Below are 12,416 nucleotides of genomic sequence, written 5' to 3' on the forward strand. Positions count from 1 at the left end.
CCCGTCGCGCGGGCGGGGGCGATCGATGCGGTGCTTCTGGGCGCGGCGGCCAGGGCGGCGGCGGCGGCGGCAGGCGGGGCGGCGGCCCTGCCCGGGATGCTGGAGCGCATGGCGCCCGCCCCCTGGACCCTGCCGCCCGATCCCGATGCGCAGGCGGCGATGGCGGAGGATTTCGCCATCCTCGCCGCGCATCTCGGCCCGGCGGCGCAGCCCGCGTGACACCCGCCGCGCATCGCCGGATCGCTGCGACCTGCCGCGATTCCAGGCAGGCCCGGCGGCAGGGCGATCCGCCGCGGCGCAGCAGGGACCGAAAATCCCGCCGGGGCCTGACTTTCCCGGCGCCCATGCCTATCTGCCCGGGGGGTGGCCCGGAATGTGCGGAGTGACGAGATGACGGAAATCGGCGACGAGACCAGCGAAGCTGCGAAATACCGGGCCCCGGCCCTGTCCAAGGGCCTGGATATCCTGGAACTCCTGTCGACCGTCGCGGACGGGCTGACCCAGGCGGAGATCGCCAAGACGCTGGGGCGGACCTCGTCGGAGATCTTCCGCATGCTGATGGTGCTGCGCGAGCGCGGCTATGTCGAGATCGACAATGACCGCTATCACCTGACCACCAAGATGTTCGTCATGGCCCATCGCCACCCGCCGGTGAAGCGGCTGGCCGCCTATGCGGGCGACCCGATGCAGCGCCTGGCCGACCGGCTGAACCAGTCGATGCATCTGGGCATCCTGCATCGCGGCGAGATGCTGGTGATCGCGCAGGTGGATTGTCCCGACAACAACCTGACCTCGGTGCGGCTGGGCGCGCATGTCTCGATCTACGAAACCGCCTCGGGGCGGGTGCTGGCGGCCTGGCTGGACCGGCCGGGGCTGGCGGCGCTGATCGATGCGGCCGGACGCGACGCGCCCAAGCGCGCGGGGTTCGAGGCCGACCTGCCCGCCGTGCGCCGCCAGGGCTATTGCGTCAGCCCCTCGCAGACCATCGCCGGGGTGCAGAACCTGGCGGTGCCGATCTTCGATTTCACCGGGCAGCCGGTCGCCTCGGTGACGATCCCCTTCATCCAGCGCCTGTCGGGCACCTCGATCTTTCCGCCCGAATACTGCCGCGACGCGCTGGTGGAGATGTGCCGCGACATCTCGCGGCGGCTGGGCGCGGACATGGACCAGATCCTGGGACGCGACCCCGCGACGGAGCCGCGCCAGGGCTGAGCGGTCAGCCCGCGGCCAGCCCCGCCGGGGCGGCGGCCGGGCTGACGGCCTGCATCGCCCGGGCCAGCCGCGCCATCGCGCGATCCAGACCCTCGGCGTCATTGGCGGTGAAGTTCAGCCGCAGGGCGGGACCCGCCAGGCCCATCGGGTCGAAGGCGCTGCCCGGCCCGACCAGGACCCCCTCGGCCAGCCCGGCCTCGACCACCTGTTCGACATCCAGCCGCCGGTCCTTCGCCCGCGCCCAGATGAACATGCCGCCGACCGGCACCTCCCAGTCGAACCAGGCGGAGATGTGGCGCGCCATCGCCGCCGCCAGCGCGCTGCGCCGCTCGCGATAAAGCGCGATGGCCCGCGGATGCACCTCCTCGACCAGCCCCTCGCGCAGCGCCGCCAGCGTCATCATCTGCGCCAGCGTGTTGGAACACAGGTCGGTCGCCTGCTTGGCCGAGCTGAGCTGCGCGATCACCTCGGGCGCGGCGATGACCCAGCCCACGCGCAGCCCCGGAACCAGCTGTTTCGACAGGCTGCCCAGGTGGATCACCGGCCCGCGATAGGGACCGTCCCCGCCGTCGCAGGACAGTTCCAGCAGGCCGGGCAGGGCGGGCCCGTCATAGTAGAGCGCGCCGTAGGGGTCGTCCTCGATCAGCCAGGTGCCGGTCTCCTCCGCCGCGGCGACCAGCGCGCGGCGAGTCTCCAGGTCGACCAGCTTGCCGGTCGGGTTGGAGAAATTCGGCACCAGATAGGCCAGGTCGGTGCGCAGCAGCGCCGCGGGCAGCCCGGCATGATCGGCCAGGTCGAGATGGCGGTAGCGCGGCGCGCGCGGGCGGAACGCGTCCAGCGCCCCGGCATAGGTGGGGAAATCGCAGCCGATCACCCGCCCCGGCTCGATCAGCACCTTGCCGATCAGGTCCAGCGCCTGCGAGCCGCTGGCGGTGATCATCACGTTCTCGGCCGTCACCGCCGCACCGCGGGCGCGGAACCGGGCCGCGATCTCGGCGCGCAGCTCGGGCAGGCCCGGCGTGGGGCCGTAGCCGAGCGCGACCTCCGGCGTGCCGCGGATCGCCCCGGCGGCGATATCGGCCAGCCGCTCGGAGGGGAACAGCGACGGATCGGGCAGACCGCCCGCGACATTGACCAGACCCGCGATGCCCGCCGCGCCGACGAAACGGCTCGTCATGTCGTTGGTGCCCTGAAGCCAGGCGGCGAAATCGGTCCTTGGGGTCATCGGTTCTGTCTTTCTGTTTGCGGATGCCGGGCGCGCCCGGGATGGCGGCCCCGCAGGAGGAGGTTCTACCGGCGGTCAAAGAGAAAAGGACGCCAAAATCCGGCGCGTTCCGGCGTTTGGCGATTGCGTTGCGCCACGACTACGGGAAACTGTGGCGCAGCACACCATGCCTAGCCGGAGCAACGCGATGCAGCTTGACGAAACCGACCGCCGGATCCTGCGCGCGCTGCAGCGCAACAGCAAGCGCACCAGCACCGAGATCGCCGCCGAGATCGGCCTGTCCCAGACCCCCTATCTGCGCCGCGTCCGGCGGCTGGAGGAGGGGGGCGCGATCGACCGCTATGTCGCCATCCTCAACCCCGCGGCGCTGGGGCTGGGCATGACGATCTTCACCCGCATCTGGCTGACCGGACAGGACGGGCGCAGCGTCGATGCCTTCGCCGCGGCGGTGCGCAAGATGCCCGAAGTGGTCGAATGCCACCTGATGGCCGGGGATTGCGACTTCCTGCTGCGGGTGGTGGTTGCCGATATCGCCAGCTACCGGCACTTCCAGGCGCATCACCTGACCCGCCTGCCGGGGGTGCAGAGCGTCAAGACCGAGATCCCGATGCAGCAGATCAAGGCCTCCACCGAGATACCCGTCTGAGGGCGCGGAAAATTTTCGGGGTGCGGTGAAAAAAGCGTCTTGCGACGAATCCCGGTTCTATGCATATGCGCGAAACAGACGCCAACGCACGCGCCTCTGGCCCAGAGGGTACCACCCGGCAAGCGATGCAGCGACGGAAACGTCTCCCCCCGATCCTCCGGCCTGCCGGATAATCCCGATGGAGATGACCATGACCGCTGCAACTCCCGACCTCGTCGGCGCAATCGACCTGTCCGCCTCCCGGCTGGAGGCCTATATCGCCGCCACCACCTTCGACCGTCCCACGCTGGTCATCGATCGCGGGATCGTGGCGGGCAATTACGCGGCGCTGAAAGCAGGGCTGGGCCATGCCGATATCCACTATGCCGTGAAGGCCAACCCGGCGCCCGAGATCATCGCCACGCTGGTCGGGCTGGGCTCGCATTTCGATGCCGCCTCGCGCGGCGAGATCGAACTGTGCCTGTCGCTGGGCGCACGTCCCGAGACCGTCTCCTTCGGCAACACGGTGAAGCGTCCGGCCGATATCGCCTTCGCCCATGCCGCGGGGCTGACGCTGTTTGCCGCCGACAGCGAGGAGGAGCTGCACAAGATCGCCGCCAACGCGCCCGGCGCCGCGGTCTATATCCGCATCCTCGTCGAGAATTGCGAGGCCGACTGGCCGCTGAGCCGCAAGTTCGGCTGCGCCCCCTCCAAGGTCGTGGGCCTGCTGGGCCTGGCTGAGGAGCTGGGGCTGGAGCCGCGCGGGCTGAGCTTCCATGTCGGGTCGCAGACCCGCCGCGCGACCATGTGGACCGGCGTCCTGGACAATGTCGCCGGGGCCTGGGCGGCCGCGCGCGAGGCGGGCTTCGCGCTGAGCCTGCTGAATATCGGCGGCGGCTTCCCGGCCTTCTACGGCGAAGAAGTCGACGGCAAGACCGAATATGCCGCCAAGGTGATGGAGCTGATCCATGACCGTTTCGGCGACGTGCCGCAGGTGATGGCGGAGCCGGGCCGCGGACTGGTCGCCGATTGCGGCGCCATCGCCGCCGAGGTCCTCCTGGTGTCGCGCAAGTCCGAGGATGACATCCATCGCTGGGTCTATCTCGATATCGGCCGCTTCTCGGGCCTGGCCGAGACCGAGGGCGAGGCGATCCGGTACCAGCTGGCCACCGCGAAGGACGGGCAGGATACCGGCCCCTGCATCCTGGCGGGCCCCTCCTGCGACAGCGCCGACGTGCTGTATGAAAAGCGTCCCGTCCAGCTGCCGCTGGGCCTGGCCTGCGGCGACAAGGTGATGATCCGCAATTGCGGCGCCTACACGTCCAGCTATTCCTCGGTGGGCTTCAACGGCTTCCCGCCGCTGGCCGTCATCGTCATCTGACGCCTGACCGGGCCGGATCCGACAGGAACCGGCCCGGGCTTGCCGCCTTGCCTCCGCCGCCCATATGTAGTAACGTTGCTACATTTCCGGAGGGACCGACCGTGACCACAACCACGCTGACCAGCCGCGAGCTGAACCAGGATCTGGGCCGCGCCAAGCGCGCCGCCGAGGATGGCCCCGTCATCATCACCGATCGCGGCCGCCCGGCGCATGTTCTGATGAGCATTGCCGAATACACCCGCCTGACCGGCGGCGCGCGCAGCCTCGGCGCGGCGCTTGCCATGCCCGGCCTGTCGGAGATCGCGCTGGAGCCGCCGAAATCCGCGCTGACCAGCCGACCCGCCGATCTGGGCTGATGTATCTTCTCGACACGAATGTCCTGTCGGAGCTGCGCAAGCTCGGCGACGGGCGCGCCGATGCCAATGTCGCCGCCTGGGTCGGCGCCGTCCCGGCCGCGGAATGCCATGTCTCGGCGCTGAGCCTGATGGAGCTGGAGATCGGCATCCTGCGGGTGGAGCGGCGCGATCCGGCGCAGGGCGCGGCGCTGCGGCGGTGGATGCAGGATCGCGTCCTGCCGGAATTCGCCCCGCGCTGCCTTGCCGTCGATGCCGCCGTCGCGCTGCGCTGCGCGGGCCTGCACGTGCCCGATCCGAAATCCGAGCGCGACGCGCTGATCGCCGCGACCGCGCTGGTCCACGGGCTGCGGGTCGTCACCCGCAACATCGCCGATTTCGCCGCGACCGGCGTGCCGCTTCTCGATCCCTGGCAGGGCTGAACGCGAAAAGGGCGCCCGCCGGGACGCCCTTCGCATTCCGGTTCCCGCGCGGCGGGATCAGCCGATCGTCGCGCCATCCTCGCGCCAGACCTGGATCACGGCGGAACGCGGCTTGCCTGCGCCGTCGGGCCAGGAGCCGCCGGGATGCTGGATGCCGACAAAGGCCACCTTGCGGTCCGGCGACCAGGTCAGGCCGGTCACCTCGGCGCCGTTGGGCGCGGTCAGGAAACGGGCGATCTCGCCGGTTTCGGGGTTGCCGACCAGCATCTGGTTGTTGCCCTGGCCCGCGAAGTCGCCTTCGTTGCTGTCGTCGCCATCGGTCTGGATCCACAGCATCCCGTCGGAGCTGAAGGCCATGCCGTCGGGCGAATTGAACATGTTGCCCTCGGTCACGTTCTGCGACCCGGCATAGGCATCCGAATGCACCGCCGGGTTGCCGGCCATGACATAGAGATCCCAGGCGAAGCTGTCGGCGCCGTGATCGCCGCCCTCGGGCTGCCAGCGCACGATCTGGCCGTATTCGTTGGTCTCGCGCGGGTTGGCCGCGTTGACCGGCATCGCATCGCCGCCGCGCTTGGAATTGTTGGTCAGCGCGCAATAGACCTCGGCGCGCAGCGGGTTGGCCGCGATCCATTCGGGACGGTCCATCGTGGTGGCGCCGACCTCGGAGCCTGCCATGCGCGAGAAGACCAGGATCTCCTCCGCCGACATGCCGGTGGTCTCGGGGGTCAGGGCCAGCCATTCGCCCGACTGGTCGTCGTTGAACTTCGCCACATAGAGCGTGCCGTCCGACAGCAGCCCGTCCGTCGGCTCGCCCTCGGCCCAGGTGCCGTTGGAGACATAGCGATAGATGAACTCGCCGCGTTCGTCATCGCCCATGTAGACGACGATCCGGCCGTCGGCCGCCTGCACCATTTCCGCGTTCTCGTGCTTGAACCGGCCGAGGGCGGTGTGCTTGACCGGGGTGCTTTCGGGATCGGCAGGGTCGATCTCGGTCACCCAGCCATGGCGGTGGGGTTCGTTCGGCTCGGCCGAGATGTCATAGCGCGGGTCGAATTTCTCGTAGAGATAGTTCGACTCGCCGCCGATGCCGTAGCGTTTCTCGGCCGGGGTCTGCTCGCGCTCGGTGACCATGCCGAAATAGCCGTTGAAGTTTTCCTCGCAGGTCAGATACGTGCCCCAGAGGGTCCGGCCCGAGCCGCAATTGTTCATCGTGCCCTTGGGCGACATGCCCTCGGGATCGGCATTGGTCTTCACCAGATCCGACCCGGCGGCGGGGCCGTCCATGGTCATCTGGGTCTCATGGGTGATGCGGCGGTTATAGGCGCTGTCGACGACGACGCCCCAGGTCCCGTCCTGCGGCGCGATCTCCAGAACGGTGACGCCCTGCATGTTCTTCAGCAGCATGACCTCGTCGGCGGTCTGCGGCTTGCCCTCGGAGGCGGCGGGCAGGTTGATCTTGGGGTTCACGTATTCCGAGTTGATCGTCAGCAGGACATGCCCGTCATGCTCGAAGGTCTCCATGCCGTCGGTATTCTCGCCGAAGACCTTGTCGGACATGGCGACCGGCACGCCGGTCTCGGGCGAATAGGCGCCCTCGGCCTCGGAAAACAGCGCATCGCCCCAGCGCACCAGCGGCTTCCACTGGTAGCCCTCGGGGACGTGGATGTCGTGGTCGGTGAAGATGCCGATGGGCGTGAAGGCGAAGCCCGCCGCCTGCGCGCGCGCGGCGGTCGTGGTGGACAGCAGGCCCGAGCCGAAGACGGCCGCGCCCGAGCCGAAGGCCAGAACGGAGCCAAGGAAGCCGCGGCGCGAGATCGCGCGTTCCACGACACGGTCGAATTCGTTCTCGGCCGGGCGCGGATCGCGCAGCTCGTCGAATTCGTCCCAGCTGAGGTCGGTATGGGAGGAGGAGGTCATTCTGTGGTCCCTGGCTGTCAAGGTGGCGGGGACCGGGACGCGACGCGCATCCCGGCTTGGGATGCGCGATGTTATATTATCCGTTCCATGTCAGCCGTGTGACGGAACCCGCCCCGGTATCGGATTTTTCCGCGCCCGCGCGGATGACGTCGCGGCAGGTGCGATCAGCGCGCGAAGAGCCCGTCGAAATCGGCGAAGCCCTTGATCTCGATCGGATTGCCCGAGGGGTCGAAGAAGAACATGGTGCGCTGTTCGCCGGGCTCCCCCTCGAAGCGGACCACCGGCGGGATGTCGAAGGCGATGCCTTTCGCCTCCAGCCGCGCGGCCAGATCCAGCCAGTCCGCCAAGGGCAGCACCGCGCCCATATGCGGCATCATCACCATGTGGTCGCCCACGCGGCCGCTGCGGGTGGTGGCGAAGGGCGTGCCCAGATGGAAGCTCAGCTGATGGCCGAAGAAGTCGAAATCGACCCAGGTCTCGGCGGAGCGGCCCTCGGCACAGCCCAGCACATCGCCGTAGAACCGGCGGGTCTCCTCCAGGTCGGTGACATGCAGCGCAAGATGGAACAGCGATTTCACGGGATCCTCCCAGATCGTTTCGTGGCCAGATCGTGTCGTGGCGGGGTCAGGCGCCGAAAGGGGCGATGGCGACGCCCTCGGCCTCCAGCGCGGCGCGCAGGGTGCGGGCGATCTCCACCGCGCCGGGCGTGTCGCCATGCACGCAGAGCGTGTCGGCCGCAACCGGCAGGGTGCTGCCATCGGTGCAGGGGATGCGGCCCTCCACGACCATCTCCAGCACCTGCCGCGCCGAGGCGGCGGGGTCATGGATCACCGCGCCGGGACGGCTGCGCGGCGTCAGCCGGCCATCGGGGCCATAGCTGCGATCGGCGAAGATCTCGCAGGCCTGGGCCAGCCCCGCCTTCTGCGCCGCGACGGCCAGTTCCGAATAGGGCATGGTGACGAAGACCAGTGACGGATCGACCGCGCGGATCGCGCCCGCGCAGAGCGCCGCCAGATCGGCATCCTCGCAGGCCATGTTCGACAGCGCGCCGTGGAATTTCACATGGGTCATGGCATGGCCCTCGACCGCGCACATCCCCTGCATGGCGACGATCTGGTAGATCAGCTGCGCCTCCAGATCCTGAGGCCGCTCGCCCGAGATGCGCCGCCGCCCGAAGCCGTAGAGATCGGCGAAGCCGGGATGCGCGCCGACGCGCACGCCCTTGTCGCGGGCCATGCGGATGGTGCGGCGCATCACCGGCGGATCGCCCGCATGGAAGCCGCAGGCGATATTGGCGGAACTGACGAGGTCCAGCATGGCGGCATCCTCGCCCATGGTCCAGGCGCCGAGGCTTTCGCCCATGTCGCAATTCAGGTCGAGGCTGCGGGTCATGGCGGTCTCCTTCGCGGGATCAGTCGTCAAGCTCGTCACCGGCCGTGACGCCGCTGATCAGGGTATAGGACAGAAGGTCGGGAATGTCCGCCGGATCGCGCAGGAGCGGCCCCAGCGTCGCCGCCGCTCGCCGCCGCCAGTCGGCGGGGGTGCTCCAGGCGCGGTCGGCCTCCTCCGTCCCGATCCGGCGGAAGCGCAGCCGCGCGCCGGGTGCGGCCTGCGCCACCATCGGCAGGTCCTCGGGGATCACCGTGCCGATCCGGGGATAGCCGCCCATGGTCTGGCATTCGGCCATCAGCACATAGGGCAGCCCGTCCCCGGTCATCTGCAGGTCGCCCGGCTGGATGACATCCGAGGCCAGCCCCGCCGCATGATCCGAGGCGAAGCGGCGCGGCGCGTCCAGGGCCACGCCCTGGCGGTTGCCGCGCGGCGCGCGGATGAAGGTCGCGGCGAAGAAGGCGTCAAGCACCTCCGCGTCGAAGAGCCCCGTCTGCGGCCCGTCGATCACCCGCGCGGTGCCGCCCGCGAAACGCGGCGCGACGCGGATCGCGCGGGCCGGGGCGGCTGGGTCGGGATCGGCACCGCAGCGCAGGGCCTCGCCCGCCGAAAGCCGCGCGCCGATGCCGATCGCCAGATGCGCCGCGCGCGAGCCCAGCCAGGGATCCGTCGCGATCCCGCCCGCGGGCACGAGATAGGAATAGAGCCCCTCCGCCATCGCCCCGAGCTGCAGCACCTGCCCGGCCGCGACCGGATGCGCCGCGTCCCAGCGCAGCCGCGCGCCGTCGAGCGTCGCCGCCATCGGCGCCCCGGTCAGCGCGATCCGCATCGGCGCCGTGACGGCGAACCGCCCGCCCGCGCCCGCCATCTCGATCCCCGCGGGGACGTCCTCGCGCCCCAGCAGCGCCGCCGCCTCGCACAGCGCCAGCAGGTCCATCGCCCCGCCGCGCGAGAGGCCGAGCGCCAGCTTGCCGGGCCGCCCGCCATCCTGCACGCTCATCACCCCGTCGGCGCGCAGGATCTCCAGCGCGCTCATCGCAGGGTCTCCGGCCGTGCGCCGCCCATGCCGTCGGCGGCCTCCGCCAGCGCGTCGAACTCTCCGGGGGCCACCGGGCTCAGCCGGATCGCGTCGCCCGCGCGGAGCGGAACCGGGGTCTCGCGGCCGGGCTGGAAGGGCCGCATCGCGGTGCGTCCGATGCTGCGCCAGCCGGTCGCGCTTTGGGCGGCGAAGATCACCAGCTGCCGCACCGCCACCGTCACCGCGCCCTGCGGCACCGAGGGGTTCAGCTCGGACATCCGGGGGAATCCCCATGCCTCGGGCAGCAGCCCCAGATAGGGCTGGCCGGGCGCGAAGCCGATGGCCAGCACCCGCAGATCGGCCGCGCAGAGCTGTGCCACCGCCGCGGTCTCGGACAGCCCGGCCAGGCGCGCGGCCTCGCCCAGCTGCGGCCCGTGGCTGCCGCCGAAACAGACCGGCAGGTGCCAGCGGCGCAGCGGTTCGGGCGGGGCGGGCGGATCGCGCAGCAATGCGCGCGCCTCGGCCAGGACGGCCTCCGCCAGGGCCCGGCGGGTGCTGCGCGCAGGATCGAAGCGCAGGAAGACCGAGACCAGCGCCGGGCAGATCTCCACCATGCCCGCAGGCGGGGCGGCCTCCAGCCGCTGCGCCAGCCGCGCGGCGGCCGCCATCGCCTCCGGCCCGGGGCGCAGGGCGAAGCGCAGGATCATCCCGTCGGCGCCGGATGGCAGCGCCTCGGGGGTCAGGGCGGTGTTGCGGGTCATGGGATGGTCTCTTAGCAGAGGCCCGGGGCGGCGGGAACGGCCCGCGCCGCTTGGCCGCGCCCGGCCCGCGCGCCCGTCCCGGCCGGAGGCGGCAGGCGAAAGAGGCTGGAGGGCGCGGCAGGGCTGCGCTAGGGATCGGCAAGGCCCGCCGGGCAGCTCCGGCGCGGCCAGAGGGAAGGACAGGATACATGACCCAGGCGCTTTTCATCCAGATCCGCTGCCGGCCCGGCACGACCTACAAGGTGGCCGATGCCATCGCGCTGCGGGAAATCCATTCCGAGCTGTATTCCACAAGCGGCGAATACGACCTGCTGATGAAGCTGTATCCGCCCGAGGGCGCCGATATCGGCAAGTTCGTCAACGATCAGATCCTGGGGATCGACGGGATCGAGCGGACCCACACGATCGTCACCTTCCGGCCCTGGTAGCCCCGGCTCAGCGGCACCCGCCCGCCGCCCAACTGCGCAGGTTGCGCTTGAACGACCCGCCCATCGGGTGGTCCTTGGCGACGGCGCGGGTGGCGCCCTCGGCCAGGTAGACCTGCGCCTGGGTGCACAGCGCCTCGCGCGTCCAGGCATGGCAGCCCGAACAGGTCTGGGTCTTCCACACCGCCTCGGGCAGACCCTCGATCGGGGGAAAGAGCGGGTGAAGCCGCGTGACCTCCATGATGGTGCGCCCGACGATCTCGGGGGCGCCCTCGGTCATCGGCCTGTCGAAGAAGACCGGCGCAGCTTCCGCGGCGGGGGCGTCTGCGGCCGCGGGACCGGCCTTTGCGGACAGGTCGGGCGGGGCGGGGACGGTCGTGTCCAGTTCCTCGGCCACCAGCGCGGCCAGCAGGTCGCGGGCCTCCGCCGCCTCGGGACTGTCCGGGTAGGAGCGCAGGAACAGCATCACCTGCACCGGATCGCGGCTTGCGCGCACCGCCGTCCACAGGCGCTGCCCGGCCAGCATCTCCGCCGAGAGCGGCGGCGGCGGGCGAAACATGAAATCACCGGTCAGCGAAGAGGTGTCCCAGGGGGTCTGCCGCCCGGCGGTTTCCTCCAGCACGCGGCGGCGCACGGCTTTGAACGCCTGTTCGATCGGCTGGCCCTGCTGCGCCATCGCCTCGGCCAGCGCGGCCGAGAAGGGGCTGTTGGCGCCGGTTCCGTCCAGCGCCACGGCGCCGGGCGCGGTGGCATAGGCCAGGAACGTGCCGGTGGGCGCCTTCATCTCCGCGAGGCCGCTGTCATCGAGATCGCGGATCGCCTCGAAAGGGTTGTTCCGGCAGGCATCGAGGATCACGATATTGGTGCGGTTGCCCGCCGAGCCCATCTGCCGCAGCACCGAGGCGGCATCGACCGCGACCAGGTCCAGATCCGCCGCGTCGCTCAGCCGGGCATCCACCGGCAGCAGGTAGTTGGCGCCGAAGCTCTGGATCCCGTGCCCGGCATAGTAGAACAGGCCCACCGTCTCCGGCCCGCGCGACCGCAGGTCGCGTCCGAAGGCGGCGACGGCGGCGGTCAGCGCCGCGCGCCCGGCATCCTGCACCAGCGTCACCTCGAACCCCGCCTCCCGCAGCGCCCCGGCCACCAGCCGCGAGTCGTTGCCCGCATTGTCCAGCGGCGTCACCGCCTCGTAACCGGCATTGCCGATGACCAGCGCGATGCGTGCCTCCGATGCAGCGGCGACGCAGGGCGCCAGCAGAAGAAGAACGGCCATTGTGAGAAAACGCATCGTGTCATATCCGGTTTGTCTGATATGACTCTATCCCAAGCAGCGCCAAAGGCAACGGCGCCGCGCGACGCGGTGAAGGACGGGCCGGGCTCCCCGCCGCCGCCCTTGCCGCACCACACCGTCCGCAGCCGGGCGGAACACCCGAAGGGAGGACAGACAGATGCCGGGTCATGCAATTGCCGCGATCATGGCGCTGGCCCTCGCGGCGGCGCTGCTGCCGGGGCAGGGCGCCGCACAGGGCACCGATGCCAGCGACCTCAGTGCCGCGGAACTGGAGGCGATCTTCCAGAAGCAGAAGACGCGGGGCCTCGTGCTGGTGCAGCCGCAGGCCCCGCCGGAGGCCGGGGGGACGCAGCCGCGCGCGGCCGCGGCCTCCACCGTCGCGGCGACGGCCGAA

Annotated in this window: 14 protein-coding genes and 1 pseudogene; 8 read left to right on the top strand and 7 right to left on the bottom strand. The window is 70.5% G+C overall.

Annotated features, from left to right (window positions below):
- Positions 1-219: hypothetical protein (locus tag ICN82_RS19720; RefSeq protein ID WP_226898628.1), on the top strand; the 219-nt coding region annotated here is incomplete at its 5' end.
- A gap of 171 nt (positions 220-390) precedes the next feature.
- On the top strand, positions 391-1,212 hold the full coding sequence (locus tag ICN82_RS19725; RefSeq protein ID WP_193186584.1) for an IclR family transcriptional regulator: 822 nt from the start codon (positions 391-393) through the stop codon (positions 1,210-1,212).
- Positions 1,213-1,216: 4 nt separating this feature from the next.
- On the opposite strand, the gene ICN82_RS19730 is transcribed toward ICN82_RS19725, so the two are convergent.
- Positions 1,217-2,437, bottom strand: coding sequence for an aminotransferase-like domain-containing protein (locus tag ICN82_RS19730; RefSeq protein WP_193186587.1), 1,221 nt, complete (start codon positions 2,435-2,437; stop codon positions 1,217-1,219).
- A 187-nt stretch (positions 2,438-2,624) separates the two neighbouring features.
- Between ICN82_RS19730 and ICN82_RS19735 the strand changes: the two genes are divergently transcribed.
- From ICN82_RS19735 to ICN82_RS19750, 4 genes are all read left to right on the top strand, one after another.
- Positions 2,625-3,083 (top strand): Lrp/AsnC family transcriptional regulator, encoded by a 459-nt coding sequence (locus tag ICN82_RS19735; protein ID WP_193186589.1) that lies wholly within the window; start codon positions 2,625-2,627, stop codon positions 3,081-3,083.
- 184 nt (positions 3,084-3,267) lie between these two features.
- The gene (locus ICN82_RS19740; RefSeq protein ID WP_193186620.1) at positions 3,268-4,443 is read left to right on the top strand and encodes a type III PLP-dependent enzyme; all 1,176 of its coding nucleotides are present in this window, start codon (positions 3,268-3,270) and stop codon (positions 4,441-4,443) included.
- 101 nt (positions 4,444-4,544) lie between these two features.
- Positions 4,545-4,799: a type II toxin-antitoxin system prevent-host-death family antitoxin gene (locus ICN82_RS19745; protein WP_193186592.1), complete on the top strand. Its 255-nt coding sequence runs from the start codon at positions 4,545-4,547 to the stop codon at positions 4,797-4,799.
- Positions 4,799-5,218, top strand: coding sequence for a type II toxin-antitoxin system VapC family toxin (locus ICN82_RS19750; RefSeq protein WP_193186595.1), 420 nt, complete (start codon positions 4,799-4,801; stop codon positions 5,216-5,218). The genes ICN82_RS19745 and ICN82_RS19750 overlap by 1 nt, the downstream gene beginning before the upstream one ends.
- A gap of 57 nt (positions 5,219-5,275) precedes the next feature.
- Here ICN82_RS19750 and ICN82_RS19755 read toward each other — a convergent pair whose 3' ends face one another.
- The 5 genes from ICN82_RS19755 to ICN82_RS19775 all read right to left on the bottom strand — a co-directional run bounded on the left by ICN82_RS19755 (position 5,276) and on the right by ICN82_RS19775 (position 10,306).
- Positions 5,276-7,138, bottom strand: coding sequence for a PhoX family protein (locus ICN82_RS19755; protein WP_193186599.1), 1,863 nt, complete (start codon positions 7,136-7,138; stop codon positions 5,276-5,278).
- A gap of 164 nt (positions 7,139-7,302) precedes the next feature.
- Positions 7,303-7,716: a VOC family protein gene (locus tag ICN82_RS19760; RefSeq protein ID WP_193186602.1), complete on the bottom strand. Its 414-nt coding sequence runs from the start codon at positions 7,714-7,716 to the stop codon at positions 7,303-7,305.
- 46 nt (positions 7,717-7,762) lie between these two features.
- Positions 7,763-8,530: a LamB/YcsF family protein gene (locus tag ICN82_RS19765; protein WP_193186604.1), complete on the bottom strand. Its 768-nt coding sequence runs from the start codon at positions 8,528-8,530 to the stop codon at positions 7,763-7,765.
- Between the two features lie 19 nt (positions 8,531-8,549).
- Complete coding sequence (locus ICN82_RS19770; RefSeq protein WP_193186607.1) at positions 8,550-9,563, bottom strand: 5-oxoprolinase subunit C family protein; 1,014 nt, start codon at positions 9,561-9,563, stop codon at positions 8,550-8,552.
- Positions 9,560-10,306 (bottom strand): 5-oxoprolinase subunit B family protein, encoded by a 747-nt coding sequence (locus ICN82_RS19775; protein WP_193186610.1) that lies wholly within the window; start codon positions 10,304-10,306, stop codon positions 9,560-9,562. The genes ICN82_RS19770 and ICN82_RS19775 overlap by 4 nt, the downstream gene beginning before the upstream one ends.
- 188 nt (positions 10,307-10,494) lie before the next feature.
- Here ICN82_RS19775 and ICN82_RS19780 point away from each other — a divergent pair, with 188 nt between their 5' ends.
- A complete protein-coding gene (locus ICN82_RS19780) occupies positions 10,495-10,734 on the top strand; it encodes an Lrp/AsnC ligand binding domain-containing protein (RefSeq protein WP_193186613.1) in 240 nt (79 codons plus the stop codon).
- A 7-nt stretch (positions 10,735-10,741) separates the two neighbouring features.
- On the opposite strand, the gene ICN82_RS19785 is transcribed toward ICN82_RS19780, so the two are convergent.
- A complete protein-coding gene (locus ICN82_RS19785; protein WP_193186616.1) occupies positions 10,742-12,019 on the bottom strand; it encodes a caspase family protein in 1,278 nt (425 codons plus the stop codon).
- 160 nt (positions 12,020-12,179) lie between these two features.
- Here ICN82_RS19785 and ICN82_RS19790 point away from each other — a divergent pair.
- Positions 12,180-12,416 (top strand): annotated as a pseudogene (locus ICN82_RS19790) (hypothetical protein); the annotation flags it as partial.

The organism is Mangrovicoccus algicola, from assembly GCF_014903745.1.
Taxonomy (GTDB): Bacteria; Pseudomonadota; Alphaproteobacteria; order Rhodobacterales; family Rhodobacteraceae; genus Mangrovicoccus; species Mangrovicoccus algicola.